Origin of the sequence: Streptomyces sp. SS7 (genome assembly GCF_037993025.1) — a bacterium.
Classification (GTDB): Bacteria; Actinomycetota; Actinomycetes; order Streptomycetales; family Streptomycetaceae; genus Streptomyces.
The window spans coordinates 3,041,373-3,067,703 of the sequence record NZ_CP141223.1 but is presented as its reverse complement, the minus strand read 5'-3'; the positions used below and the strand labels follow the sequence as shown (position 1 = coordinate 3,067,703).

Here is a 26,331-nt window from a genome sequence, read left to right as displayed (position 1 = left end):
ATATTCGATGGTTCGTGACTTCCAGATTGTCCAGTCACAAAGAAGTTCAGTGAGCACAGTATATCCGGGCGGGAGCGGAATTGTCAAACACCGGCTTTCCAGACAGTGAATTGCGGCGCGAGCAGGAATTCATCGACGACCTGTACGCCCGGGTGGACGCCCTGCGCGGTGCCACCGAGGCCTCCGTCGACGACGCGCTCGCCCAGGGCAACACGCCCATGCAGGCCCGCCTGGAGCGGGACATCCTGGTCGCCGAACGCTCGGGGCTGCTGGCCGCGCTCAACGCCGTCGACGGCTCGCTCTGCTTCGGCCGCATCGACTTCTCCCCCACTCCCGACTCCGCTCGAGCGGGGGGACCCCCATCGGGCGTCAGCCACCACATCGGCCGGATCGGGCTGCGCGCCGACGACACCGACCGCACCCCCGTGCTGATCGACTGGCGGGCGGACGTGGCCCGCCCGTTCTACCTGGCCACCGGGCACACCCCGCTGGGCCTGCGGCGGCGACGGCACCTCACCACCGAGGGCCGCGAGGTCACCGCCCTGCACGACGAGATCCTCGACCTCGGCGACCAGGAGCGCACCGGCCACGAGGACCCCACCGGCGACGACGTCCTGCTCGCCGCGCTGAACGCCGCGCGCACCGGCCGTATGCACGACATCGTGCAGACCATCCAGGCCGAACAGGACGAGATCATCCGCGCCCCCCACCGGGGCGTCCTGGTCGTCGAGGGCGGCCCCGGCACCGGCAAGACCGCCGTCGCCCTGCACCGCGCCGCCTACCTCCTCTACGAACACCGCGAGCTGCTCGCCAAGCGCGCCGTTCTCATCGTCGGCCCCAACCCCGCCTTCCTCGGCTACATCGGCGAGGTGCTGCCCTCCCTCGGCGAGACCGGCGTGCTGCTGGCGACCGTCGGCGAGCTGTTCCCCGGTGTCAGGGCCACCGCGACGGACACCCGCGAGGCCGCCGCGGTGAAGGGCCGCGCCGACATGGCCGAGGTGCTCGCCGAGGTGGTCCGGGACTGGCAGTCGCTGCCCGACCCGGTGATCACCATCGAGCACGACCGGGAGGTCCTGATGCTCGACGACGGCCTCGTGAAGGTCGCGCGCGAGCGCACCCGGGCGGCGCGGCTGCCGCACAACGTGGCCCGTGAGCACTTCGAGGGCCACATCCTCAACACCCTCACCGAGCTGTACGCCGAGCGCGTCGGCACCGACCCCTACGACGGCTCCAGCCTCCTGGGCGCCGCCGACCTCACCCAGATCCGCGACGAGCTGGCCGAGAACCCGGAGGTGTGGGCCGCCATCGACCAGCTCTGGCCGCGGCTGACCCCGCAGCGCCTGGTCGCAGACTTCCTCGCCGACCCCGTCGGCTACCTCCCCGACGAGGACGCGGCCGCCGTCCGGCGCCCGGTGACCCGGGCCTGGACCGTGGCGGACGTCCCGCTGCTCGACGAGGCCGCCGAGCTGCTGGGCTGGGACGAGCGGGTGGCGCGGGCCCGCGCGGAGCGGGAGCGCGAGACCCAGGTGGCCTACGCCCAGGGCGTGCTGGACGTCTCCTACGCCTCCCGGACGTACGAGTTCGAGGGCGTCGACGACGAGGACAGCGAGGTCCTGTCCGCGCACGACATCATCGACGCCGAACGCTTCGCCGAGCGGCAGGAGGAGGACGACCACCGCAGTGCCGCCGAGCGCGCCGCCGCCGACCGGACCTGGGCGTTCGGGCACATCATCGTCGACGAGGCGCAGGAGCTGTCCCCGATGGCCTGGCGGCTGCTCATGCGACGCAGCCCGACCCGCTCGATGACCCTGGTCGGCGACCCCGCGCAGACCGCGGAGGCGGCCGGCGTCGGCTCCTGGGCGAAGATCCTGGAGCCCTACGTCGAGGACCGCTACGAGCACACCCGCCTCGGCGTCAACTACCGCACCCCCGCCGAGATCATGGAGGTCGCGGCGGCCGTCGTACGCGCCGAGGACCCGGACTTCGAGCCGCCGAGCTCGGTGCGCTCCACCGGGGTACGGCCCTGGGCCCGCGCCGCCGACGACCTGCCCGAAGCGGTCGCCGAGGCGGTGCGGGAGCTGACGCCCGCCGAGGGACGGCTCGCGGTCATCGCCCCGCGCCATCTGCACCGCAGGCTGGCCGCCCGGCTGGACGGGGTCGCGGCCGGCACCGAACCGGACCTCACCCGGACCGTCGTGCTGCTCGACCCGCGCCAGTCCAAGGGCCTCGAATTCGACTCGGTGCTGGTGGTCGAGCCGGGCCTCTACGGCACCAGCGACCTCTACGTCGCCCTCACCCGCGCCACCCAGCGCCTCGGGGTGGTCCATACCAAGGAGCTGCCGAAGGCGCTGGTGGCGGCCCTGGCGTAACGCGGGATCACCGGAACGTAACAGTTCGTGCCGTGATCACCGCGCGTGCACGGCCGGTGCGGTAAGCGTTGCCGTATGGAAGCCCAGCCCCACGCCACCGCACCGGCCGACAGCCCCGATCTCGGCTCGCTGGCCGTCCAGCCGCTGCTCACCGCGGAGTTCGACGCCGACCCCGGCGCGGTGTACCGGCGGCTGCGCGCCGCCTACGGCCCCGTGGCGCCCGTCGGCCTCATGGGCGTACCGGTGTGGCTGGTCCTGGACTACCGCGAGGTCCTGGAGGTCCTGAAGAACGAGAGCCAGTGGCGGCGGGACGTACGGCACTGGCGGGCCCGGGCGCAGGGCGAACTGCCCCACGACTGGCCGCTGCTCGCGGGGTACGAGGTCCGCCAGATGATGTTCATGGACGACGAGGAGCACCGCGCCGCCCGCCGCACCCACCATGCGGCCCTGCGTCCCTTCCAGGACCCGAGGAGCCCCGTCGGCTGGGAGCTGCGCCAGGCCGTCGCCCGGTACGCCGACGAACTCGTCGCCCTCCTCGCCGCCGAGTCGGGCCGCACCGGCCACTGCGACCTGGGCGCCCAGTACACCCGCCCGCTGCTGCTGATGGTCACCACGAAACTCTTCGGCTGCCCGGTCGACCTCGGCGACGAACTGGTCATGGACCTGTGGCGGATGCTGGACGGCGGCCCCGACGCGGGACCCGCCACCGGCCGGGCCCTGGCCGCCTTCACCCGCCTCGCCGCCCACCGCCGCGCCCGCCCCGGCGACGACCTCACCTCGTACCTGATGCTGGCCGACCCCGACCTCGACGACGAACAGCTCGGCCGGGAGCTGTTCATGAACGCCGTCTACCTCAACGACATCACCGGCAACATGGTCCTCAACACCCTGCTGGAGGTGTTGCGCGGCAACGCCACCGTGCGCCGCAGCCTCTCGGCGGGCCAGCTCGGCGAGACCGTCAACCGGGCCGCCCTCGCCAACCCGCCGGTCGCCAACATGTGCTTCCGGTTCGCGGCGCGGGACGTGCGGCTCGGCCGGTTCTGGATCCGGGCGGGCGACATCGTCTCCCCGTCCTCCGCCGCCGCGCACCAGGACCTGCTCGCCATCGGCTCCTCCACCATGGTCGGCTCCACCGTCTCCACCCGGGCCCACCTCGGCTGGGGCGCCGGCCCCCATCAGTGCCCGAGCGCCGCCCGGGAACTCGGCGCACTGATCGTCTCCACCGTCGTCGGCCGGGTCTTCGACCACTTCGCGCAGGCCGAACTCGCCCTCCCGCTGGACCAGTTGCCCTGGCGGTCCGGCCCGGTGGTGCGCGGCCTGAAGGTCCTCCCGGTCCGCTACGAGCTCGCTGCCGACACCCCGGTTCTGCACCGCCCCGACCCGGACCTCCTGCCCGCCGTCCCTCACCAGGAGAGCCACGCGAGAGGCCTGCTCGCGGCCCTGCGCCGCGTGATGTTCGGTATCAGGAAGGAGAGTTAGGGGGTGTTTCGAAAGTCCCGTGCGGTGCCCGCGGTGTCCGGTGCGTGCTCTGGGGGTCCCCCCGGCCGAAGGCTGGGGGAGTGCCGGACGAAAGCCCTCGTACTGGACGTACTTGGGGTTTCGGCCGGTGCGGCGAGAGGGCGTGCCGGGCGCCGTGGGTGCTGTGCGGGACTTTCGAAACACCCCCTAGGCCGGTCGCAGCCACACCGTCGCGAGCGGTGGCAGCGTCAGCCGGATGCTGGCCGGGCGCCCGTGCCAGGGCTGGGGTTCCGGCTTCACCGGGTCGGGGTGACCGACACCGCTGCCGCCGTAGCGTTCGGCGTCGGTGTTGAGCGTCTCGTGCCAGGCCGGGATGTCGTCGGGGACGCCGAGGCGGTAGTCGTGGCGGACGACGGGGGAGAGGTTGGAGACGGACAGCAGCGGCGCGCCCTCCGCGCCGTGGCGCAGGAACGCGAAGACGTTGTCGTCGGCGGCGTCCCCGACCACCCACTCGAAGCCGGCCGGATCGGTGTCCCGCTGCCACAGCGCGGGCGTCGCCCGGTAGGCCGCGTTGAGGTCGCGGACCAGATCGCGCACCCCCCGGTGGTCGGGCTCGGCCCCGTAGGCCGGGTCCAGCAGCCACCAGTCCGGGCCGTGCGCCTCCGACCACTCCGCGCCTTGCGCGAACTCCTGTCCCATGAAGAGGAGTTGCTTGCCGGGATGGGCCCACATGAAGCCCAGGTAGGCCCGCAGGTCGGCGCGCTGCCGCCACCAGTCGCCCGGCATCTTCGACACCAGGGAGCGCTTGCCGTGCACCACCTCGTCGTGCGAGATGGGCAGCACGTAGTTCTCGCTGTACGCGTACACCATCGAGAAGGTCATCTCATGGTGGTGGTACTTGCGGTGCACCGGCTCATGGGCCATGTACTGCAGCGAGTCGTGCATCCAGCCCATGTTCCACTTCAGCCCGAAGCCGAGCCCGCCGAAACCGCTCGGTCCGCGATGGTGGGTGGCCCGGGTGACGCCGTCCCAGGCGGTGGACTCCTCGGCGACCGTCACGACCCCCGGGTTGCGCCGGTAGACCGTCGCGTTCATCTCCTGGAGGAAGGCGACGGCGTCCAGGTTCTCCCGGCCGCCGTGCTCGTTCGGCGTCCACTGGCCCGGCTCGCGGGAGTAGTCGAGGTAGAGCATCGAGGCGACGGCGTCCACCCGCAGCCCGTCGATGTGGAACTCCTCGCACCAGTACGTGGCGTTGGCGACCAGGAAGTTGCGCACCTCACGCCGCCCGAAGTCGAACTCCAGCGTCCCCCAGTCGGGGTGCGCGGCGCGCAACGGGTCCTCGTGCTCGTACAGCGGCCGGCCGTCGAACTCCGCGAGCGCCCACTCGTCGCGGGGGAAGTGCGCCGGCACCCAGTCCATCAGGACGCCGATGCCCGCCCGGTGCAGCGCGTCGACCAGGTACTTGAAGTCGTCCGGGGTGCCCAGCCGGGCCGTCGGCGCGTAGAACCCGGTGACCTGGTAGCCCCAGGACCCGCCGAAGGGGTGCTCGGCGACCGGCATCAGCTCGACATGCGTGAAGCCCAGGTCGCCGACATAGGCGGGCAGCTGCTCGGCGAGCTGACGGTACGTCAGCCCCGGTCGCCAGGACGGGAGATGGACCTCGTACACCGAGAACGGGGCCTCGTGCGCGGGTATCTCGCCCCGCCGCGCCAGCCACTCCTCGTCGCCCCACGCGTACCGCGAGGCGTGCACGATCGACGAGGTCGCGGGCGGTACCTCCGTACGCCGGGCCAGCGGATCGGCGCGCAGGGTGTGCGAGCCGTCCGGGCGGGCGATGTCGAACTTGTACAGCTCGCCCTCGCCGACCCCCGGCAGGAAGACCTCCCACACCCCCGAGGAGCCCAGCGAGCGCATCGGGCACCCGGTGCCGTCCCAGAAGTTGAAGGACCCGGCCACCCGCACCCCGCGCGCGTTGGGCGCCCACACCGTGAACCGGGTGCCGGCCACCCCCTGGTGGGTCATCGGCTCGGCGCCCAGCACCGTCCACAGCTCCTCGTGCCGGCCCTCGCCGATCAGATGCAGGTCCAGCTCGCCCAGCGTGGGCAGGAAGCGGTAGGCGTCCTCGGTCTCCACGGTCGTGGTCCCGTACTCCACCAGCAGCCGGTACGCCGGGACCTCCGTCAGGGGCAGCAGCCCCGAGAAGAAGCCGTCCCCGTCGTCGTGCAGCTCCGCCCGCAGCCCGCCCGCGACCACGGTGACCGACCGGGCGTACGGCCTGAGCGCGCGGAAGAGGACCCCGCCGGGCCGCGGGTGCGCGCCCAGCACGGAGTGCGGGTCGTGATGGGTGCCGTCCAGCAGCCGCTCGCGGTCCGCGGCGTCGGGGGCGGGGGAGAAGGCGGGGACGGCCGACGGCGCGGCGGGCTTGCGCTTCTTGCCGCCCTTGCCGGTGGCCTTCTTCTTCGGGGGAGTCACGTGCGGGGCCTCCTCAAGGCAGTTCGGGTGCGGCGAGGCGCTCTACGGCGGACAGCGGGACGGGCAGCCAGTCGGGGCGGTGCCGGGCCTCGTACACGACCTCGTAGACCGCCTTGTCGGTCTCGAAGGCCCGCAGCAGCACCGGATCGGTACGCGGATCGCGGCCCGCCGCCTCCGCGTACCCCGAGCAGTACGCCGACCGGCAGGCGTGCGCCCAGCCGGGGTCCGGCCGCTCGCCCGCGTGGGCCGCGTAGTCGAACGACCGCAGCATGCCCGCCACGTCCCGCACCGCGGGCTGCGGCATCCGGCGTTCCGCCGGCGGCCTGGCCGGTTCCCCCTCGAAGTCGATCAGCGACCACTGCCCGGACGGCGCCCGCAGACACTGCCCGAGGTGCAGGTCGCCGTGCACGCGCTGCGCGGTCCAGGTCTGCCCCTCCGCCGCCAGGTCCGCCAGCGCGGTGAAGGCGGTGCGCAGCGCGGGCGCGTACGGCCGCAGCGCCGGCACCGCCTGCGCCGCCGTCTCCAGCCGTACGGCCATTCCCTCGACCATCGGCCGTATCTGCGCCGGTCCGAGGGTCACCGTGGGCAGCGCCCTGGCCAGCGCGCCGTGCACCTCGGCGGTGGCCCGCCCCAGCGCCCGCGCCTCGGCGCCGAAGTCCTCGCCCTTGGCCAGCTCCCGCAGCGCCAGCTCCCAGCCGTCCGTCGCGCCCTGCACATAGGGCTGGAGCACCCCGAGGACGTACGGCTCACCGGCGCCGTCCTCCGGGTCCATCTCCAGCCAGGCGGTCGGCGCCGGCACCCGGGGGCAGCCCTCGCGGGCCAGCGCCAGGGGCAGCTCCAGGTCGGGATTGACCCCGGGCGCGACCCGGCGGAACAGCTTCAGGATGAACGTATCTCCATAGACGACGGACGAGTTCGACTGCTCGGCGGTCATCAGCCGCGGGACCAGTCCGGGCCGGATCTCCTGCGCGGGGTCGCGTTCGCAGCGCAGGGCACCGATCCGGGCCCGGGAGCGCAGCGCCTCCAGCAGCAGCTCGGCGGGCCGCGTGTCGTACAGGGCGTCGTAGACCGTCCGCCCGGCCAGCGGTCCCCGGCTCACATGGCCGATCAGCGCGGGTGCCAGGCGGGGCGGCAGGGCCTCGCGGACCCCGATCAGCAGCTGGTAGCGGTCGCCGTGGGTGTCCGGCTGATGGGCGCGCAGCACCAGGTGGTAGAGGCCGAGCCGGGTGCCGGCCGGCAGCAGCTCGGTGGCCGCGACCAGGGAGAACCCGGTGACCGGGCGGCCCTTGCCGGCGAACCAGCGCTGCCGCGGCAGCCACTCCCGCAGCAGCGGGTCCAGTGACGCGAGGAGACCGGGGCTGACCGTGCCGGAACCGCCGGAGCGTGTGACCGTCTTCGCCATGGCGTCACATTCCTTTCCCCGGGTGGTCGGGGTGTCACTGATGCGTGCCCCGGGCGGGACGGGGGAAACCGCCCCGCCGCGGGCCTTCTAGTGCCGTGACCGGAAAGGTTTGCGAGCCGGTGAACTTTTCCGGTCACGGCACTAGGCGTCTTTCCCGCGGAGCCGGAACCAGTAGAAGCCGTGTCCGGCCAGGGTGAGCAGGTAGGGCAGATCGCCGATGGCCGGGAAGCGCACCCCGCCGAACAGCTCGACCGGATGGCGTCCGTTGAACCGGCTCAGGTCCAGTTCCGTGGGCTGGGCGAAGCGCGAGAAGTTGTGCACGCACAGCACCAGGTCGTCCTCGTACTCGCGCAGGAACGCGAGCACGGCGGGATTGGAGGAGGGCAGTTCGGTGTACGTCCCGAGCCCGAAGGCGGGGTTCTGCTTGCGGATCTCGATCATCCGGCGGGTCCAGTGCAGCAGCGACGAGGGCGACGACATCGACGCCTCGACGTTGGTGACCTGGTAGCCGTAGACGGGGTCCATGATGGTCGGCAGATAGAGCCGTCCGGGGTCGCTGGAGGAAAAACCCGCGTTACGGTCCGGTGTCCACTGCATCGGCGTGCGGACGGCGTCGCGGTCGCCGAGCCAGATGTTGTCGCCCATGCCGATCTCGTCGCCGTAGTAGAGGATCGGCGAGCCGGGCAGCGACAGCAGCAGGGCGGTGAACAGCTCGATCTGGTTGCGGTCGTTGTCCAGGAGCGGGGCGAGGCGGCGGCGGATGCCGATGTTGGCGCGCATCCGCGGGTCCTTGGCGTACTCCGCGTACATGTAGTCGCGCTCTTCGTCGGTGACCATCTCCAGGGTCAGCTCGTCGTGGTTGCGCAGGAAGATGCCCCACTGGCACTTGGCGGGAATGGCCGGGGTCTTCGCCAGGATCTCCGAGACCGGATAGCGGGACTCCCGGCGGACGGCCATGAAGATCCGCGGCATGACGGGGAAGTGGAACGCCATGTGGCATTCGTCGCCGCCGGAGGCGTAGTCGCCGAAGTAGTCGACCACGTCCTCGGGCCACTGGTTGGCCTCGGCGAGGATCACCGTGTCCGGGTAGTGGGCGTCGATCTCCTTGCGGACCCGCTTGAGGAACTCATGGGTTGCCGGAAGGTTCTCGCAGTTGGTGCCCTCCTGTGCGTACAGGTACGGCACCGCGTCCAGCCGGAAGCCGTCGATGCCCAGGTCCAGCCAGAACCGCAGCGCGGAGATCATCTCCTCCTGGACGGCCGGGTTCTCGTAGTTGAGGTCGGGCTGGTGGGAGAAGAAGCGGTGGAAGAAGTACTGCTTGCGGACGGGGTCGAAGGTCCAGTTGGAGACCTCGGTGTCGACGAAGATGATGCGGGCGTCGGCGTACTGCTTGTCGTCGTCGGCCCACATGTAGTAGTCGCCGTAGGGGCCGTCGGGGTCCTTCCTCGACTCCTGGAACCACGGGTGCTGGTCGCTGGTGTGGTTCATGACGAAGTCGATGATCACGCGCATCCCGCGCTGGTGGGCGGCGTCCACGAACTCCACGAAGTCGGCGAGGTCGCCGAACTCGGGGAGCACCGAGGTGTAGTCGGAGACGTCGTACCCGCCGTCGCGCAGGGGGGACTTGAAGAAGGGCGGCAGCCAGAGGCAGTCGACGCCGAGCCATTGCAGGTAGTCGAGTTTGGCGGTGATGCCCTTGAGGTCGCCGACACCGTCGCCGTTGCTGTCCTGGAAGGAACGGACGAGGACCTCGTAGAAGACGGCTCGTTTGAACCAGTCGGGGTCGCGGTCCTTGGCGGGGGTGTCCTCGAACGTGTCCGGAACGGGCTCGTTGACGATCATCGTGTGGGTGACCCTCCGATCTGCGGGTTGGACGGTCGCAGGACGGTGAGGACGTGCGCGGGCCGGGTGCCCGGTTCGAGGCGCACGTAGTTGGCCCTGCCCCAGTGGTAGGTCTCGCCGGTGAGCTCGTCGCGCACCGGCACCGACTCGTGCCAGTCCAGGCCGAGTTGCGGCATGTCCAACGAGACCGTTGCCTCCTGGGTGTGGTGGGGGTCGAGGTTGACGACCACCAGAACCGTGTTCGAACCGCTCTTCTTCGAGTAGGCGATCACCGCTTCCTTGTCGGTGTGGTGGAAGCGCAGCGAGCGCAGGGTGTGCAGGGCGGGGTTCTCCCGCCGGATGGTGTTGAGGCGGGTGATGAGGGGGGCGAGGGTGTCGGGGGTGTCCCAGTTCCTGGGTTTGAGCTGGTATTTCTCGGAGTCGAGGTATTCCTCGCTGCCGGGGCGCAGGGGGGTGTTCTCGCAGAGTTCGTAGCCGCTGTAGATGCCCCAGGTGGGGGAGAGGGTGGCGGCGAGGACGGCGCGGACGGCGAAGGCGGGGCGGCCGCCGTGCTGGAGGTAGGCGTGGAGGATGTCGGGGGTGTTGGCGAAGAGGTTGGGCCGCATGTAGGAGGCGGCGTCGCCGGAGAGTTCGGTGAGGTAGTCGGTGAGTTCCTGTTTGGTGGTGCGCCAGGTGAAGTAGGTGTAGGACTGCTGGAAGCCGGTCTGGGCGAGGGTGTGCATCATCGCGGGGCGGGTGAAGGCCTCGGCGAGGAAGAGGACGTCGGGGTCGGTGGCGTTGATGCCGGCGATGACGCGTTCCCAGAAGACGACGGGTTTGGTGTGGGGGTTGTCGACGCGGAAGATCCGTACGCCGTGGGACATCCAGTGGCGCAGGACGCGGAGGGTCTCGGTGACGATGCCGTCGAGGTCGGTGTCGAAGGCGATGGGGTAGATGTCCTGGTATTTCTTGGGGGGGTTCTCCGCGTGCGCGATGGTGCCGTCGGGGCGGTGGTGGAACCATTCGGGGTGTTTGTGGACCCAGGGGTGGTCGGGGGAGCACTGGAGGGCGAAGTCGAGGGCGATCTCCAGGCCGAGGGTGCGGGCCTGTTCGACGAAGCGGGTGAAGTCCTCGAGGGTGCCGAGGTCGGGGTGGACGGTGTCGTGGCCGCCTTCGGGGGAGCCGATGGCCCAGGGGACGCCGACGTCGTCGGGGGTGGCGTCGAGGGTGTTGTTGCGGCCTTTGCGGTGGGTGGTGCCGATGGGGTGGATCGGGGGGAGGTAGACGACGTCGAAGCCCATGGCGGCGATGGCGGGCAGCCGGCGGGCGGCGGTGCGGAAGGTGCCGTGGGGGTGGTCGGGGGTGCCCTCGGAGCGGGGGAAGAACTCGTACCAGGCGCCGTACAGGGCGCGTTCGCGTTCCACCAGCAGTGGCAGGGGCGGCGAGACGGTGAGCAGCTCCCGCAGCGGATGACGGGCCAGGACCGCGTCCACCTCCGGCGTCAACGCCGCCGCCAGACGGGAGGCGGGCGGGCGGCCCTCGTCGCGGAGCGCCGCGACGGCGGCGCGCAGAACGGCGCGTTTCCCACCCCCCTTGGCCACGCCGGCCACCGCGCGCTCGTACAGCCGGGCGCCCTCCTCCAGGACCAGTTCGGTGTCCATCCCCGCGGGGATCTTGATCTGTGCGTGGTGCCGCCAGGTGGTCACCGGATCGCTCCAGGCCTCCACCTGGTACGTCCAGTGCCCCGGCGCGTCCGGGGTGACGTCGGCGCCCCAGCGGTCCGTGCCCGGGGCCAGTTCACGCATCGGGGTCCAGGGCCCGGGCCGGCCCTCGGGGTCCCTCAGGACGACATTGGCGGCGACGGCGTCATGGCCCTCGCGGAACACGGTGGCCGAGATCTCGAAGGTCTCACCGGTCACGGCCTTCGCGGGCCGGCGCCCCTGCAGGACCATCGGGCGGACGTCGAGGACCGGGATGCGCCCGACGGCGGTGGGCCCGGGCGGCGCGGGTGCACAGGCATGGGTGGCCTCGGTGCGGGGGGTACGGGGTGTCGGGGGTGATGACGAGTGGTGCGTGGCGGGCATGACCGCTCCTGTCCGCAGCAACGAGGGTGGGCGGAGGGATGTGGGGTCCGGGTACCGGTGGAGCCTTCCCACCCTGATCGGGTGCGCATTCCGGCACTTTGTTAACTACTCGCGCGTATGTCTACGCACAAGACCGGCCCCGTTCGCGGCCCCGGCGGCCCCGGGGGAGCCGGTCGTGGCGGTCCGTCACCCGAGGGGGGCCACCTGCAGGAGTCTGTCCGGCGAACCGGCTCCCCGGCCGGAGATCCTCCCGTTCACGGCGCCCGTGACCAGCGCCCGGGCCACCTGCTCCGGTGTGGCTTTCGGGTGACCCGCGAGATACAGCGCGGCCGCCCCCGCCGCGTGCGGCGCCGCCATCGACGTACCCGACCGGGTGACGCGGCCGGTGTCGCTCGCGGACGACGCGGAGGTGACGGACACCCCCGGGGCGAACAGGTCGAGGGCCGAACCGTAGTCGGAGAACGCGGCCCGGGCGTCCCGGCGGTCGGTGGCACCGACGGTGACGGCCTCCCGGACGTCGGCCGGGGACCCCAGGGCGGCGGGCCGGCCCGCGTTGCCTGCCGCGACCACACAGGTGACGCCGGACCGGATCGAGGCACGGACGGCCGCGTCGAGCTGGGCGTTGTACGAGCCGCCCAGGCTGAGGTTGGCGACGGCCGGCCGGTGGGCGTGCCGGGTGACCCAGTCGATGCCGGCGATGACCCGGGCGGTCGTGCCGGCGCCCGCGTCGTCCAGGACGCGCACGGCGACGACCCTCGCCTTCGCCGCGACCCCGAAGGTCCGGCCCGCGACGATCCCGGCGACCTCGGTGCCGTGGCCGTTGCCGTCGGGCGCGCCGCGGTCGCCGCCGACGAAGTCCCAGCCGTAGCTCGCGCGTCCGCCGAAGTCCCGGTGGCTGATCCGGATCCCGGTGTCGATGACGTACACCGTCACCCCGGCGCCCCCGGAACCGGGCGCCCGGTAGCCCCCGTCCAGCGGCAGGCCCGGCTGGTCGACCCGGTCCAGCCCCCAGGAGGGCGGGCTGCGCACGGCGTCCACCGTCACCGCCGTGTCCTGGACGACGGAGGCGACCGAGGGGTCGGCCGCGAGCCGCCGGGCCTGTCCCGCGTCGGCGTGCACGGCGAAGCCGTTGAGGACCGTGCCGTAGGTGTGGCTGATTCTCACCCCGTAGGCGGTGACGAGGCGCCGGCCGGTGTCCGGGGACGCCCGGGTGTCGCCCTTCAGCGTCACGAGATAGCTCCCGCCGACGGAACCGGGCCGGCCGGCGCCGACGACTCTCCCCTCCGGTACGGCCTGCGCGGGCGGACTCGCGGCCGACAGGACCAGGGTCGTGACGACCGCGGTCAGGCTCCCCGCCCGGCGCAGACGCCGGATGTGCGTCCGTGCCATGGTTCGCGTCCCCTCCTCGACTCGGCGCACCCCGGTCCGGGTACGGCGACCGGGCGCGCCACTGGGCAGCCTCTCGTGCGGGCCGGAGGGTCACAAGGTGGCCTAGGGGGGTGAATCGGCCATATCGTCGTTTGCGTGATCCGGCGCGCCTGGCTTCCGGCAGGGGCGAGGACAACACCGGTACCGTGCTGGATGACCGGGCGTACACAGCCGTACGTCCATCCAGCGAACGCGCCACGCCGAGGTGGAATGTGAAGGCGATCCGTCGATTCACCGTCCGACCCCTTCTCCCCGAACCCCTCCGGCCGCTCAGTGACCTGGCCCGCAATCTGCGCTGGTCATGGCACGCGGACACCCGTGAACTCTTCCAGTCCGTCGATCCCGAACGCTGGGCCGCCTCGGACGGGGACCCGGTACGGCTGCTCGGCGGAGTACGGCCGGAGCGCCTCGCCGAACTGGCCGAGGACCGCCGGTTCCTGCGCCGGCTGACCGCCGCCGTCGACGAGCTGCACGACTATCTGACCGGCGACCGCTGGTACCAGAGCCGGCCCACCGCAGCCGAACTCCCCGCCGCCGTCGCCTACTTCTCGCCGGAGTTCGGTATCACGGCCGCCCTGCCCCAGTACTCCGGCGGCCTCGGCATCCTCGCCGGCGACCATCTGAAGGCGGCCAGCGATCTCGGCGTCCCGCTGATCGGCGTGGGACTGCTCTACCGGCACGGCTACTTCCGCCAGACCCTCTCCCGCGACGGCTGGCAGCAGGAGCACTACCCCGTCCTCGACCCCAACGAGCTGCCGCTGAGCCTGCTGCGGGAGGCGGACGGCACCCCCGCCCGGGTCTCCCTCGCCCTGCCCGCCGGCCGGCAGCTGCACGCCCGGATCTGGCTGGCCCGGGTGGGCAGGGTCCCCCTGCTGATGCTCGACTCCGACGTCGAGGAGAACGACCTCGGCGAACGCGGGGTGACCGACCGGCTCTACGGCGGCGGCAGCGAGCACCGGCTGCTCCAGGAGATGCTGCTCGGCATAGGAGGTGTCCGGGCGGTACGGACGTACTGCCGGCTCACCGGGCACGCCCCGCCCGAGGTCTTCCACACCAACGAGGGGCACGCGGGCTTCCTCGGCCTGGAGCGGATCGCCGAACTCGGCGACGACGGGCTGGACTTCGACTCGGGACTGGAGGCGGTCCGGGCGGGCACCGTCTTCACCACCCACACCCCCGTCCCGGCCGGCATCGACCGCTTCGACCGCGAGCTGGTCGCCCGGCACTTCGGCCCCGACGCCGAACTCCCGCGCATGGACGTCGACCGCATCCTGCGGCTGGGCCGGGAGACCTACCCCGGCGGCGAACCCGACCTCTTCAACATGGCCGTGATGGGCCTCAGGCTCGCCCAGCGGGCCAACGGGGTGTCCCTGCTGCACGGCCAGGTCAGCCGGGGGATGTTCGCCGGCCTGTGGCCCGGCTTCGACCCCGACGAGGTGCCGATCACCTCCGTCACCAACGGGGTGCACGCCCCGACCTGGGTGGCCCCCGAGGTGCTGCGGCTCGGCGCCCGCCAGGTGGGCGCCCAACGCGCCGAGGACGCGCTGGCCGTCGGCGACGGCGACCGCTGGGACGTCGTCTCGGGCATCTCCGACCAGAGCATCTGGGACCTGCGGCGCGTCCTGCGCGAGCAGTTGGTGGTGGAGGTGCGCAAACGGCTGCGGGCCTCCTGGCGGCAGCGCGGGGCGGGCACCGCCGAGCTGGGCTGGATCGACGGGGTCCTGGACCCCGACGTCCTCACCATCGGGTTCGCGCGCCGCGTCCCGTCGTACAAGCGACTGACGTTGATGCTGCGCGACCGCGACCGGCTGAGGGAACTCCTCCTCCACCCGACCCACCCGATCCAGATCGTCGTCGCGGGCAAGGCGCACCCGGCGGACGACGGCGGCAAGCGCCTGGTCCAGGAGCTGGTCCGGTTCGCCGACGACCCGCGTGTGCGGCACCGGATCGTCTTCCTCCCCGACTACGGCATGGCGATGGCGCAGAAGCTGTACCCCGGCTGCGACATCTGGCTCAACAACCCGCTGCGCCCGCTGGAGGCCTGCGGCACCTCCGGCATGAAGGCCGCGCTCAACGGCTGCCTCAACCTCTCCGTCCTGGACGGCTGGTGGGACGAGTGGTTCCAGCCCGACTTCGGCTGGGCGATCCCCACCGCGGACGGCGCCGGCACCGACCCCGACCACCGCGACGACATCGAGGCGGCGGCCCTGTACGACCTCCTCGAACAGCGCATCACGCCGCGCTTCTACGAGCGGGGCCGTGCCGGTCTGCCCGACCGCTGGATCGAGATGGTCCGCCAGACCCTCACCCTGCTGGGACCCAAGGTCCTGGCCGGCCGGATGGTCCGCGAGTACGTCGACCGGCTCTACACCCCCGCCGCCCAGGCGCACCGCGCGATGACCCCGGACACCGCCCGCGAACTCGCCGACTGGAAGGCACGGGTGCGCTCGGCCTGGCACGCGGTGTCGGTCGACCACGTGGAGACCTCGGTCGCCACCACCACCGCGGAACTCGGCACCACGCTCGCCCTGCGCGTCCGGGTGGGCCTCGGCGAACTCGCCCCCGAGGACGTCGAGGTCCAGGCGGTCTCCGGCCGGGTCGACGAGGAGGACCGCATCACGGACGCCTCCACCGTCCCCCTGAAGGCGGCCTCCGGCCCCGACCTGGAGGGCCGCTGGCTCTACGAGGGCCCCCTGTCCCTGGACCGCACCGGCCCCTACGGCTACACGGTCCGCATCCTCCCCTCCCACCGCCTCCTCGCCTCGGGGGCGGAGCTGGGGGTGGTGGCGGTGCCTTCGGAGGAGGACGGGGGTGCGGGGGCCGGGGTGCTGATGCGGTAGCGGCACGGTGAGACAAGGGCGTCGGGCGGCCGCGGGGGGCTGCCCGACGTGCCGCGTCCACCGTTCGACGGCACGCCGGGTGCAGCTGCTTTCCGTCCCCTCGCCGTCGTCGTCCGCGAGGCCTTCCCCGAGGGCGACGGGCCGGGATCAGTCCACCGCAGCCGTCGGCCACACGGCGTACCGCCGCAAGCCGTACATCAGCGGCGCGGCGGCGTCCCGGTACGCCGTCACTTCCAGGACCTCGCCGAACACCACGCTGTGGTCGCCCACCGGCTTGATGGCGGTCACCTTGCAGTCCGCCACCGTGCGGGCGTGGTCGGGCAGGTGAGGGCCGGCGGCTGCGGGCCCGGTTCTCCAGAGCACCCCCTCGAAGCGGTCCGGTACGCCCGAGGCGAACCGTTCTGCCACCGGCCTCCCGCCGTCGTGCAGCAGGTTGACGGCGAAGGATCCGCGCTGCTCGACCGCGCGCAGCGTGGGGCTCCCCTCTCTCACGCAGACCAGCAGGGTCGGGGGATCCAGGGCTACGCTGCTCAGCGAGGAGCAGGTCAAGCCTCGTGGTCCGCCTTCGAGGTCGAACGTGGTGACGACGACGACACCGGTCGGGAATCCTGACATCAACGAGCGGAAGTCCTCCGCCTGAGCCGACTCGACGGCCGGCTCGACGGGCCTGGTCCTCACCGTGCACTCCTCGGGGATCGCAGCGGCCCCTGGCCGCCGGGCTTCGTGATCGCATGTGCCGGCCGTCCACGGCAACCGTCCGTGCGGCCGGCACCGGGCCGGGAGGATCCTGTCGTCGTACCCCACCGGAGGTGCGGCGACAGGATTCGGGGCGTGTGGTGCTGTGAGCTGCGTCGTACGTGCCGTGCCGTGCCGTCGTACGTCCGCGGGCGTGCCCGTGACCTTCCCGCGCCGCCGGAGCGGTTCACCGGATCCCGTCCCGTGGCACTAGGACAATGCTTCGGGGCGGAGTCCGCCCGCCGTGGCTTCCGGCTCGGGGCCGGGTGCCACCGTCGTACCGCTGCTCTGCCCCCGCAGCAGTACGGCTGCCGCGACCGCGCCCAGGGCCGCACCCGCCGCAGCCACCAGGACCGCTGTGTGCAGCCCGTCCGCCATCAGGTCACCCACCGAGCGCAGAATGCTCTGCCTGACATCGGCGGGCAGGGCCTCGGCACCGCTTGACTGCCCGTGTTCGATGGCACTGGCCAGTTTCTCCCGGGCGGCGTCCGGCAGCGGAACCGTGGCCAGCACGTCCGGCAGACGTGAGTGCAGTCGCTGCTGGACCACGGTGCCCGAGAGGGCCACCCCGAAGACGGCCCCGACCTGGCGGCAGGTCTGGGACATCCCCGAGGCGACGCCCGCCTGTTCCGGCGGGACCGCCGACAGCAGCGCCACCGTGGCAGGCGCCCCGACCACGGAAACGCCGGTACCGATCAGGACCAGGGGCCACCAGTACGTTCCGAAACCGCTGTCGGCCTCCATGCCCACCAGCCCGACGAATCCGGCGACCGCCACCAGGGAACCGGCCACGACGGCGAGCCGGGTGCCCAGGCGGGCGGCCACGGCCGGCGCCAGCAACGACGCCACCGTGATGGAGGCGGTGAGCGCCAGTAGGCGCAGACCGGTCTGCACGGGGGTGAGCCCGTTCACCTGTTGCAGGAACAGGGTGAGCAGGAAGATGACCCCGTACAGGCCGAAGAAGCCGAAGAAGTTCACCGAGCACGTCATCAGGACGACCCGGTGGCGCAGCAGGGCCAGGGGCAGCATGGGGTACGGGGTGCGGCTCTCCCAGCGCAGGCATCCCCCGAGCACCAGCACCGAGCCGGCGAGCAGCCCGACGATCAGGGGAGATCCCCAGCCCCGGCGGCCGGCCTCGATCAGGGCGTAGGCCATCGCACCGATACCGGTGACGAACAGCAGCTGACCGATCCAGTCGGCCCGCCGGCCGGCCCCCGCCGTGCCGGGCTCGGGCCGGGTCCGGCCGAGCGGCAGCAGAGCGGCCAGTGCCCCCAGTGCGAGGACGCCGATCGGCAGGTTGATCCAGAAGATGCTCTGCCAGGAGTAGGCGTCGACCAGCAGCCCGCCGACGATCGGGCCGGCGGCCAGGGCGACGCCGCCCACCCCGGCCCAGGTCGCCACCGCCGAGGCTCGCGCCCGTTCCTCGGTGTAGAGCTGACGGATCAGGGCCAGCGACACGGTGATCATGACCGCGCCGAAGACGCCCTGCACGGCCCTCGCCACCAGCAGCGCCTCGATGCCGGTGGCGAGCGCGCAGGCCACCGACGCGCCGGTGAAGCCGGTCAGGCCGACCAGGAAGACCCGGCCGCGCCCCAGGGAGTCCCCGAGCGTGCCGGCCGTCAGCAGGAAACAGGCGAAGGTGAGGACGTAGATGTCGAACACCCACTGGAGGTCCGACACCCCGATGTCCATCTTCTCCTGCATGTCGGGGAGAGCCACTCCCACGACGGTGCTGTCCAGGTAGACCATGACGACACCGGCGCAGATGAAGGCCAGGCGCAACGGGCGCGGGCCGCGCCCCTGTGCGGCCTGCGCCGTCACGAGCCGACGACCGCAGTGTCTCGGTGGCTGCTGGTGAGCTCGATGTCCTCTCCGAGCAGACCGCGCAGGATGAGGCCGATGCTGTCGATGAGGGCGCGCATGGCGACCGGGTTGATGATCGGCTCCAGGCTGGGGATGCCCATGTCGAACTCGCAGGAGAACAGCACCACGACGTCGTCGCCGGCCTGCTGGACGTCCCAGCTGCCGTCGAACCGGGCGAAGTCGCCGGTGAGTTGCTCGAAGGTGATGGTCCGCTTGGCGGCGTCGACCACGTCCCGTTCGGTCCAGTGCAGCACACCGCCGCGGAAGTTCACCGCCCAGGCGGAGTCGACGGTTCCGGCCTCGTCGGCGGTCACCGTGACCTCACGGACGGCGTCGGTGTGGTCGGCGTACCGCTCGAAGTCCCGGACGCGCTCGAACACCTCGTCCGCGTTCCGACCGGAGAGCAGTCCCTCGACACGTATGAAGCAGGGCATGGGGGTTCCTTCCAGAAGTTCGTACAGCAGGGGCCCGGCCGGCAGCGGCGGGGGTCAGCCCAGGACGAGCGGTCCGCCGGCGAAGGCCGTGCACAGTGCCTGGCTGGACCAGGCGCGTGACGGCGGGTGGAATTTCAGGGCGGCCGCGCAGGCGGCCAGGTACGACGTCTCGTCACTGGAGACGTAGGACATGCCGCCGAGCGCCTCCAGGCAGCGCGGCACGACCCGGTCGATCGTGTCCTGGACCGAGAACCGGACCACCAGCGACTGCAGCAGTTCGGCCTGTCCCACAGGTCCGTCGCCGTCCAGGGGGGACGCGGCGCCGACGACGGCGCCCATCGCGGCCTCCAGTTCCACCAGGATCCGGGCCCGCTCGGCGACGTCCGTCCGGTCCCGGTCGAGCACCCGCTCCGCGAGTGCGCTGGCCATGCCCAGGTAGGAGGCCGCCATCATCAGTTCGAACCAGATGAAGCCGACGTTCTGGATTCCGTCCAGGCTGCCGTCCTCACCCAGCTCGGTGCGGACCACCATGTCCGAGGGCACCCGGACGTCCTGGAGCCGCACTTCGTCGCTCTCGGCGCCCGCCAGCGCGGCGGTACCCCAGAAGGGGTGCACGGAGATGCCGGGGGTGGTGGCGGAGATCAGTGCCACGGCGAGCTGCGGACCGTTGTCGGTGTCGAGGGTCACGGACGCCGTCAGCAGGTCCATCGAGGCAGACAGGCTGCAGGGCTTCTTGACCCCGTTGAGGACGATGTCGTCGCCGTCCTGTCTGGCCGTGATGGAGGACGCCAGGATCGACTGCCCCGACCTGCCCTCGGCGAATCCGGAAGCCATCAGCAGCTTCTGGTCGGCCACGGCCTCCAGCAGCATCCACTCCAGTCCCTTGGTGGCCTCGTACGCCTGGATGAGGCCGGCGACGGAGAAGTGGTGCATGGTGGTGGCCACCGCCAGGGACGGGCTGCGCGAGGCCAGGGCCCGCTGCAGCCGTACGGCCTGTACCGCGCTCGCCCCCAGGCCCCGGTGCTCCTCGGGCACCACCAGCCCGGGGCCGCCCGCTTCCTTGAACAGGGTCAGTGCGGGGCCCTGCGGCCGTTCCCGTTCCTTCAGCGGGAGAGCGGCCAGTCGGTCGTCCAGTCCGGGCAGGAACGTCTCCAGAGTCGAGCGCTCTGGCTCAAGAAACCGCATCACTGTCTCCTGCGGGTCCGGGCCAGGGCTTGCCCGCGAGCGTACTGTCGATCCAACGGCCGATCTCCCTGGCGATCGGCTCGGGCCGGTTGGCCCAGGCGGTGTGGCTGAGTCGTTCGGAGTGGTGCCAGCGGGACACCTCGGCGCTCCGCAGCAGCCCGCACAGGGCGTCCACCGCTCCCGGCGGCGCCAGTAGGTCGTTGCCGACCGACACCGCCAGCACCGGCAGGCGCAGGTCCGCGATGAGCTGTTCGTAGTCGACGTCGGCGCCGGTCGGGTGGTAGCGGCCGGTACGGGCCATCCGCGCCCAGTCGCCGACCAGGACCCGGGACTGACGGCCGGCGAAGCCCAGGACGTCACCGGGCCAGTAGCCGCGCAATCGGGCGACACCTGCGACGGTGTTGGTGCCCAGGAGCGGAATCAGCCCGGTCAGTCCCGGGAAGGTGCGAAAGTGCGGCGTACCCGCCGCGACCAGCAGCATGCCGTCGAGTGCGGCCGGCTGCCTGGCCGCGTACATCAGGCCGATCTGCCCACCGAGGCTGTGTCCCAACAGGAACACCGCGCTGTCCGGCGCCCGTTCGCGCAGGGCGCCGAACACCGCCGGGTAGTCCACGGTGGCCAGCTCGTGATAGCCGTACCGGGCCGAAGCGTCCGGTCGGGGACGGCTGTCTCCGTAGCCACGAAGATCAGCCACCGCCACGCCCAGGCCGTGCGCCGAGAGCGCGGCGGCGAAGCGCCGGTAGAACCGTGCCCGTACACCGAGCGCCGGCCACACCACCACCAGCGGGGCCCCGGCCGGACCCGGCCAGTGGAGCACCGCCAGCTCGGCTCCGGCCGGCAGCTGCACGACCAGGCGGTCCGGCTCGTCGCCCGCCGGAGGACGTTCGGCCCGGTCGGTCACTCGCCCATTCCCATGTACGCCAGGCGGGTGGTCTGGGTCTCGGCGGCCCACTGCAGGGCGGTGGCGATCCGCTCGTCCGGGGTGCTGTCCAGCAGCCGGCGGCCCGGCCAGATCTCGTGGTCGCCGATGACGTCGGCGATCTGCTCGATGCCGGCCTGGAACAGCTCCTCCCGGCGCTGCAGCACGGCGAGCACCGGCAGCTTGGCCCACAGCTCGTTGCCGCGCCGGACCACGTCCGCCAGGTGCGGCTTGAGCGACGGGTCACGCTCCAGGTGCCGCTTGACGATCTCACTGCCGACCGTCAGATGCCGGATCTCGTCGATGCCGGCTCCGCGCTCCACGCTCGCCGCCGCGGGATCGACGATCTTCCACTTGTGCTCGCTGAGTTCACCGGTGGGCGCCAGCACCCCCTCGACCAGGATGGTGAGAACGGCGACCCCGGAGACGAAGGCGTGCGGTCCGTTCATCACCTCCAGACCGAACTCCTCCAGCGGGTCGAGGACGTTGCGCTGGTGCTCGCCCGCGTACTCCTCGATGACGTCGTCGAGTTCCGTCTCCGCGACGCCGACCTCCAGCATGTGCGCACGGAACGCCTGAGCGTGCCGGGCCTCGTCGATGAGCTGGGTGGCGTAGAACTCCATGGACTTCACGTCGGGGGCGTTCTGCACCAGGGAGGTGATGGCTCGTGCGGCCTTGTCCTCGGCGATGGAGCGGAAGGAGAACTCGAAGAGGAGCGCGTCACGCAGCGGGCCGGGCTTGGCCATGTAGTCCGGCGTGACGGCGTCCGGGTGGTGGCCGTTGACGAGCCCCTTCAGCGTGCCCTGGGCGACGTTGGCGATCCAGTAGTCCAGGTCGCACTGCTCCGGGCTGAGCCTGAGCTCACGGGCCCCCTCGAGCACGTTGGGGGCCAGGTCCCAGTCCGCCTCGGGGGCGATGTTCGTCGTCATCCTGTGGTCCTCGAGATTGTCGGATCAGATTGCGTTGGTAATGCGGAACAGTTGCCAGAGGGAGGAGGGCCGGGGGCCGCCTCTGAAGGCCACGTACTCGGGTTCGATCACGTGCGGCGCCCATTTGAGCTTGAACGCCTGCTGGGACCGGGCCGGATAGACGAAGGTGCCCCGCTCGGCGATCAGCCGCACCATGCGGGCGAGGACGGCGCTGGCGTTGGCCGGCTCGGTGCCGAGTCCGGCGAACGGGGTCAGGCCCAGGTGGAGCCATTCGGCTCCTTCCTCGGTGAAGGCCTGCAGGGCGGCGAAGTTGATCAGCTCGATCGTCCCGACCGATGCCTCGGGGGTGCGTCGGGTCAGGTCGTACAACCAGCCGGGGCGGCTGCCGTACGACGGCGAGTAGGAGACGTAGCCGATCACGGCCCGGTCCCGCTCGGCCACGAACAGCCGCCGGTGAGGAGTGCCCCGGCCGGTGCGTTCGCCGACCAGGAAGGTCATCCGTTTGACGTGCCAGCCCTTGTCGCGCAGCCATCTGCGGTCGATCTCGTCCAGTTCGGGCGGTGGATCGGCCGCCGGTACCTCACGGACCGACACACCCTCACGTCTCGCGCGGGCCATGTTCTGCCGGATCTTCGCCAGGGACTTGCCCTTCAGCGAGAAGCGGGCGAGGTCGACGCTGTACGAACTGCCCAGCTGGTTGACCGTCCAGTCCGCTCCGGCGAAGAGGTCCAGGTCCGCGGCCCGGACCTGCACGGCCACCAGCCGCTGACGGCCGGTGACCACCCGCTCCTGGAAGTCGGCCAGGAGCGCGCCCCGGTGCTCGGCGGGTGCAAACGGCCCGCCGAAGACGAACACCGTCCCGCCGCGGCGCCGGTAGGGGATGACACCCGGCACGGATGCGGAGGTGAAGTGCTCGACGCCGTCGTTGTAGGCGAGGTACCCGCTGGGGTGGTCGGCGTAGGCGGCGATGCTCTCCAGCGCGTCCGGCGGCGCGGCCGTCATACGGGCTGCACCTCGCCCTTCTGCGCGGCGTGGAAGGCCTTCTGACGGCCGGTCTCGAAGTGCTCGAACGGCTCGGGTATCGGCTTGGCGTAGTTGCCCAGCAGGCCTCGGTCGCCGAACAGGTGCAGCGGGACGACCAGGAGGGCCCACTCCGGGCCGACCAGCCACACCCACAGCAGGATCACGGCGCCCGCGGACAGCCAGGTGTGCATGACGTTGTACAGGATGTGGAACACCGGGTGGACCTTCCCGTCCTTGGACAGGGTGTAGGCGATCAGGCCCGGGATGTATCCGATGATGTCGATGTAGGCGAACAGCAGGATCGCCGGTCCCCAGCGCACCTCGTCGATGTGCCACAGAAAGGCGACGGCGGCCACGGCCAGGGCGCCGAGGTATTCCGCCCGTGTGGTGCGGTAGTTCTGCCGGTGCCCGAAGGCTTGTTCCGCGCTCATGGTTTCCTTCCCACACCCGGGCGATCAGGCCGTGGCGTAGACCTGGTACCGGTTCTGGATCATGTGGCGGATGGAGGCCCGCCATGCGTTCTCGCTGGCCTTGACGTCCGCCGCGGACTCGCAGCCGGGGATCTCCGCCAGCGAGCTGGGGATGGGGTGCTCGTGGAAGAGCACGGCGGTCATGTCCAGCAGCCGGTCGAGCCGGGTCTTCGCCCAGTCGGGTACCACGTCGAAGAACGCGGGTCGCACCAGGCGTTCGACGATGTCGGGGGCGAGGACCCGCAGGGGGTTGACCGTGATGCCGAGGGCGGCAGCCTCTTCGATGATCACTTCGGTCAGCCGGGCGGAGGTGAGGGCGTGGGAGCCGCTGCTGATCCAGTACTCCCCGTGCCGGACATCCTGGTCGAGCAGTGTCACGATGGCCCGGGCCACCACGTCCTGGGGAACGAAGTCGACGTAGCCCGTGGGGTGGCTGGGTACGAAGGGCAGCCGGTTGCGCAGCACGTTGTGTGCGAAGGTGTGCAGCCCCTGCGTTTCCGAGATCTCGCCGGTGACGGAGTCCCCGATGATGATCGACGGGCGTACGATCACGGCCTGTGCGCCGCTCTCCCGGACGATCTTCTCGCCGGCGACCTTGGAACTCACGTACAGCGAGGGGCTGCTGTTGGCGCGGCCGGCCTGCTCGCCGCCTGCCGCCCGGATCTCCTCGGCGCGCGAGACGTAGGCCGTGCTGACGTGGATGAGCGGTGCGGCGGCGTCGACGGCGAACCGTGACATCCGATGGGCGCCCTGCACGTTGAGGGTTTCCATCTCCTCCGCGGTGCTGCTGAACTTCACCATGCCCGCGGCGTGGATCACGACGTCCACCTCGGAGCACAGCTTGCGGTACGCGGCTTCGTCGAGGCCCAGCAGGGGCTGGGAGACGTCGCCGTACACCACCTCGGCGCAGTCGGAGGGGGGGTTTCGGTGGGCGAGGGCGATGACGCGGTGGTGCTTCAGCTGCGGTACGAGCGCGGTGCCGAGCACTCCGGAACCGCCGGTGAGCAGGACAGTCTTGTCTGACATGTGGGTGCTCTTTCGGAGCTGTGGGGTAGGGGGAGTCTCAGAATCTCTTCGCCATGGCGGCCAGCGCGTCGTCCATCGCTTCCAGCAGCTGGGTCTCCTCGTCCGGGGAGATCACGGCGGGCGGGGTGACGCGCACGACCGGGTGCGCGTTGAGCGAGTGGTTGACCACCACGTGACGGTCCACCAGCTCCAGGAGGAGTTCCCCGGCCTGGCTGGCGTCGACGAGTTCGATGCCGATGAGCAGACCGGCACCGCGCACCTCGCGGACCAGGTGGGGGGCCCGGTCGGCGGCGATGGCGCGCAGGCCGTCCAGTAGCCGGGCACCCGTCTCGGCGGCCCGGTCGACCAGTTGCTCGTCGCGGATCACCTCGACGGTGGCGCGGGCCGCGGCCATGGCGATGGGGGCCCCGGAGTAGGTGGACGTGTGCAGGAAGGGGTCGGCGTCGAAGGGCGCGAAGGCCTCCGGGGTGGCCAGTGCGGCCGATACCGGGACCACGCCCCCGGAGAGGGCCTTCCCGATCAGCAGGACGTCCGGCCGCACCTGCTCGAGGTCGCAGCCCCACCATGCGCCCAGCCGCCCCAGTCCGGTCATCACCTCGTCGACCACCAGGAAGGCGTTGTGCTCGCGGCACAGCGCTGCCACTTCCTTGAGGTAACCGGGCGGTGGCATGATCACGCCGGCCTCGCTCTGGACCGGTTCGAGCACGACGCAGGCGTCGTCGCCCTCGGCCAGGGCTGCGGCCAGCGCCGCCGTGTCGCCGAAGGGTACGTGTTCCACGGCGGGCAGGAGAGGCCGGAACGGATCCTGGTAGAAGGACTTCGCCGTCAGGGACAGGGCTCCGACGGTCTTGCCGTGATAACCGTTCTCCATCGAGATCAGCCGGCGCTTACCGTGCGCCCTGGCCAGCTTGATGGCCGTCTCCGTGGCTTCGGTACCGGATCCGGAGAAATGGACCCTGTCCAGCCCGGCCGGTGCGACCGAGGTCAGCGCCTGGGCGGCGAGACCGACCACGGGGTCGAGGAAAAGACGGGTGGAAAGGGCCTGCTTTTCCGCCTGCTGCTGTACTGCTGTGACGATGTGCGGGTGCCCGGCTCCGGTGAAGAAGACACCGTAGCCGCCGCAGTTGAGGAATTCCTGGCCATCGGTGGTGGTGACGCGGGCGCCGGAAGCGGAGTGCTCGACGAGACTGCCGAACATCGCGGCGAGTTGGCTGCGTCCTTTGCTCAGGTGTGCACGGTGCAGGGCGATCGCTTCGTCGGTGGAAATATCGCCGGCCTTCGCGGATGCATTCATTCTGGCGTTTTTCTCCAGGGAGGTGGTTCGTCGTTCGCCGTCCGCCACCAGGGCCTCACGCTCGCTCCACCACCGCCTTGAGTCTGGCCAGTGTGGCGCGCATGCCCTCCCGGTTGGCGGCGGACCGGCGCTTGGGCGGGGTGCCCGTGAAGACCAGGCCGAGGAGCTTGGCGGCCGGGGCACTGCGACCTGTTCGCAGGTCCACCCAGTACTCCGTCACCAGGCAGCCGGAGTCCTGGTCCTCGAAGCGGTAGCCCCACAGCGCGACCGGCATGCCGAACGTATGCACCGAGAAGGCGAAGTCACGTGCCTTCTCGGCGCGTACGACGCTGCATGAGGTGAACCAGAACCACAGTCGCCTGCGATTCCATCCGATGAACCGTGTGCCCGCCTCGAAGTGCTGGCTTCGAGACCAGACACCCACGCACTCGGGACTCCACTCACCCATGCGCCGGAGATCGCTCACCGCGCGGTAGACGGATTCTGCGGAAGCATTGACGAGAATCGTCTCCTCGACTCTCGCTGGGTGTTTCATCGACGCTCCAAAGGCCTGCGTGAGGTGTCATTTGGCGGATGAGA

At 71.3% G+C, this 26,331-nt stretch carries 19 protein-coding genes; 3 read left to right on the top strand and 16 right to left on the bottom strand.

The annotated features are described in order from the left end of the window. Positions 1-110: 110 nt before the first annotated feature. A complete protein-coding gene (locus U5640_RS13940; protein WP_340376127.1) occupies positions 111-2,369 on the top strand; it encodes a UvrD-helicase domain-containing protein in 2,259 nt (752 codons plus the stop codon). Between the two features lie 75 nt (positions 2,370-2,444). Beyond that, positions 2,445-3,848: a cytochrome gene (locus U5640_RS13935; protein ID WP_340376126.1), complete on the top strand. Its 1,404-nt coding sequence runs from the start codon at positions 2,445-2,447 to the stop codon at positions 3,846-3,848. A 186-nt stretch (positions 3,849-4,034) separates the two neighbouring features. On the opposite strand, the gene glgB is transcribed toward U5640_RS13935, so the two are convergent. The 5 genes from glgB to U5640_RS13910 form a co-directional block, all read right to left on the bottom strand. Continuing rightward, positions 4,035-6,185: a 1,4-alpha-glucan branching enzyme gene (gene glgB / locus U5640_RS13930; protein WP_340385089.1), complete on the bottom strand. Its 2,151-nt coding sequence runs from the start codon at positions 6,183-6,185 to the stop codon at positions 4,035-4,037. Positions 6,186-6,312: 127 nt separating this feature from the next. Continuing rightward, positions 6,313-7,701: a phosphotransferase gene (locus tag U5640_RS13925; RefSeq protein WP_340376125.1), complete on the bottom strand. Its 1,389-nt coding sequence runs from the start codon at positions 7,699-7,701 to the stop codon at positions 6,313-6,315. 141 nt (positions 7,702-7,842) lie between these two features. Further along, a complete protein-coding gene (gene treS, locus U5640_RS13920; RefSeq protein ID WP_340376124.1) occupies positions 7,843-9,543 on the bottom strand; it encodes a maltose alpha-D-glucosyltransferase in 1,701 nt (566 codons plus the stop codon). Further along, positions 9,540-11,606 carry an alpha-1,4-glucan--maltose-1-phosphate maltosyltransferase gene (locus U5640_RS13915; protein WP_340376123.1) on the bottom strand — a complete coding sequence of 689 codons (2,067 nt, stop codon included), beginning with the start codon at positions 11,604-11,606 and terminating at the stop codon, positions 9,540-9,542. Before U5640_RS13915 ends, treS begins: the two co-directional genes overlap by 4 nt. A gap of 186 nt (positions 11,607-11,792) precedes the next feature. Continuing rightward, positions 11,793-12,995 (bottom strand): S8 family peptidase, encoded by a 1,203-nt coding sequence (locus U5640_RS13910; protein ID WP_340376122.1) that lies wholly within the window; start codon positions 12,993-12,995, stop codon positions 11,793-11,795. Between the two features lie 251 nt (positions 12,996-13,246). Between U5640_RS13910 and U5640_RS13905 the strand changes: the two genes are divergently transcribed. Next, positions 13,247-15,874 carry a glycosyltransferase family 1 protein gene (locus U5640_RS13905; protein WP_340376121.1) on the top strand — a complete coding sequence of 876 codons (2,628 nt, stop codon included), beginning with the start codon at positions 13,247-13,249 and terminating at the stop codon, positions 15,872-15,874. Positions 15,875-16,021: 147 nt separating this feature from the next. Here U5640_RS13905 and U5640_RS13900 read toward each other — a convergent pair whose 3' ends face one another. The 11 genes from U5640_RS13900 to U5640_RS13850 form a co-directional block, all read right to left on the bottom strand. Further along, positions 16,022-16,552, bottom strand: coding sequence for a flavin reductase family protein (locus U5640_RS13900; RefSeq protein WP_340376120.1), 531 nt, complete (start codon positions 16,550-16,552; stop codon positions 16,022-16,024). 267 nt (positions 16,553-16,819) lie between these two features. Further along, on the bottom strand, positions 16,820-18,430 hold the full coding sequence (locus U5640_RS13895) for an MFS transporter (RefSeq protein ID WP_340376119.1): 1,611 nt from the start codon (positions 18,428-18,430) through the stop codon (positions 16,820-16,822). After that, positions 18,427-18,906, bottom strand: coding sequence for an SRPBCC family protein (locus U5640_RS13890; RefSeq protein WP_340376118.1), 480 nt, complete (start codon positions 18,904-18,906; stop codon positions 18,427-18,429). The genes U5640_RS13895 and U5640_RS13890 overlap by 4 nt, the downstream gene beginning before the upstream one ends. Before the next feature lie 54 nt (positions 18,907-18,960). Next, on the bottom strand, positions 18,961-20,091 hold the full coding sequence (locus U5640_RS13885) for an acyl-CoA dehydrogenase family protein (protein ID WP_340376117.1): 1,131 nt from the start codon (positions 20,089-20,091) through the stop codon (positions 18,961-18,963). After that, positions 20,078-20,992, bottom strand: a complete 915-nt coding sequence (locus tag U5640_RS13880; protein WP_340376116.1) for an alpha/beta fold hydrolase — start codon at positions 20,990-20,992, stop codon at positions 20,078-20,080. Before U5640_RS13880 ends, U5640_RS13885 begins: the two co-directional genes overlap by 14 nt. Continuing rightward, positions 20,989-21,939, bottom strand: a complete 951-nt coding sequence (locus tag U5640_RS13875) for a VlmB-like protein (protein WP_340376115.1) — start codon at positions 21,937-21,939, stop codon at positions 20,989-20,991. The genes U5640_RS13880 and U5640_RS13875 overlap by 4 nt, the downstream gene beginning before the upstream one ends. A gap of 24 nt (positions 21,940-21,963) precedes the next feature. After that, entirely contained in the window at positions 21,964-22,941 is a 978-nt protein-coding gene (locus U5640_RS13870) for a DUF2156 domain-containing protein (RefSeq protein WP_340376114.1), read from the bottom strand. Continuing rightward, a complete protein-coding gene (locus tag U5640_RS13865) occupies positions 22,938-23,393 on the bottom strand; it encodes a hypothetical protein (protein WP_340376113.1) in 456 nt (151 codons plus the stop codon). The genes U5640_RS13870 and U5640_RS13865 overlap by 4 nt, the downstream gene beginning before the upstream one ends. A gap of 24 nt (positions 23,394-23,417) precedes the next feature. Then, positions 23,418-24,458 carry an SDR family oxidoreductase gene (locus U5640_RS13860; RefSeq protein WP_340376112.1) on the bottom strand — a complete coding sequence of 347 codons (1,041 nt, stop codon included), beginning with the start codon at positions 24,456-24,458 and terminating at the stop codon, positions 23,418-23,420. Positions 24,459-24,495: 37 nt separating this feature from the next. Next, complete coding sequence (locus U5640_RS13855) at positions 24,496-25,752, bottom strand: aminotransferase class III-fold pyridoxal phosphate-dependent enzyme (RefSeq protein ID WP_340376111.1); 1,257 nt, start codon at positions 25,750-25,752, stop codon at positions 24,496-24,498. Between the two features lie 55 nt (positions 25,753-25,807). Further along, positions 25,808-26,287, bottom strand: a complete 480-nt coding sequence (locus tag U5640_RS13850) for an SRPBCC family protein (protein ID WP_340376110.1) — start codon at positions 26,285-26,287, stop codon at positions 25,808-25,810. Positions 26,288-26,331: the final 44 nt, after the last annotated feature.

Coding starts and splice junctions, on each gene's coding strand:
- U5640_RS13935 (WP_340376126.1), top strand. CDS start 2,445: ATGGAAGCCCAGCCCCACGCCACCGCACCGGCCGACAGCCCCGATCTC.
- U5640_RS13925 (WP_340376125.1), bottom strand. CDS start 7,701: ATGGCGAAGACGGTCACACGCTCCGGCGGTTCCGGCACGGTCAGCCCC.
- treS (WP_340376124.1), bottom strand. CDS start 9,543: ATGATCGTCAACGAGCCCGTTCCGGACACGTTCGAGGACACCCCCGCC.
- U5640_RS13915 (WP_340376123.1), bottom strand. CDS start 11,606: ATGCCCGCCACGCACCACTCGTCATCACCCCCGACACCCCGTACCCCC.
- U5640_RS13910 (WP_340376122.1), bottom strand. CDS start 12,995: ATGGCACGGACGCACATCCGGCGTCTGCGCCGGGCGGGGAGCCTGACC.
- U5640_RS13890 (WP_340376118.1), bottom strand. CDS start 18,906: ATGCCCTGCTTCATACGTGTCGAGGGACTGCTCTCCGGTCGGAACGCG.
- U5640_RS13885 (WP_340376117.1), bottom strand. CDS start 20,091: ATGCGGTTTCTTGAGCCAGAGCGCTCGACTCTGGAGACGTTCCTGCCC.
- U5640_RS13875 (WP_340376115.1), bottom strand. CDS start 21,939: ATGACGACGAACATCGCCCCCGAGGCGGACTGGGACCTGGCCCCCAAC.
- U5640_RS13870 (WP_340376114.1), bottom strand. CDS start 22,941: ATGACGGCCGCGCCGCCGGACGCGCTGGAGAGCATCGCCGCCTACGCC.
- U5640_RS13865 (WP_340376113.1), bottom strand. CDS start 23,393: ATGAGCGCGGAACAAGCCTTCGGGCACCGGCAGAACTACCGCACCACA.
- U5640_RS13860 (WP_340376112.1), bottom strand. CDS start 24,458: ATGTCAGACAAGACTGTCCTGCTCACCGGCGGTTCCGGAGTGCTCGGC.
- U5640_RS13855 (WP_340376111.1), bottom strand. CDS start 25,752: ATGAATGCATCCGCGAAGGCCGGCGATATTTCCACCGACGAAGCGATC.
- U5640_RS13850 (WP_340376110.1), bottom strand. CDS start 26,287: ATGAAACACCCAGCGAGAGTCGAGGAGACGATTCTCGTCAATGCTTCC.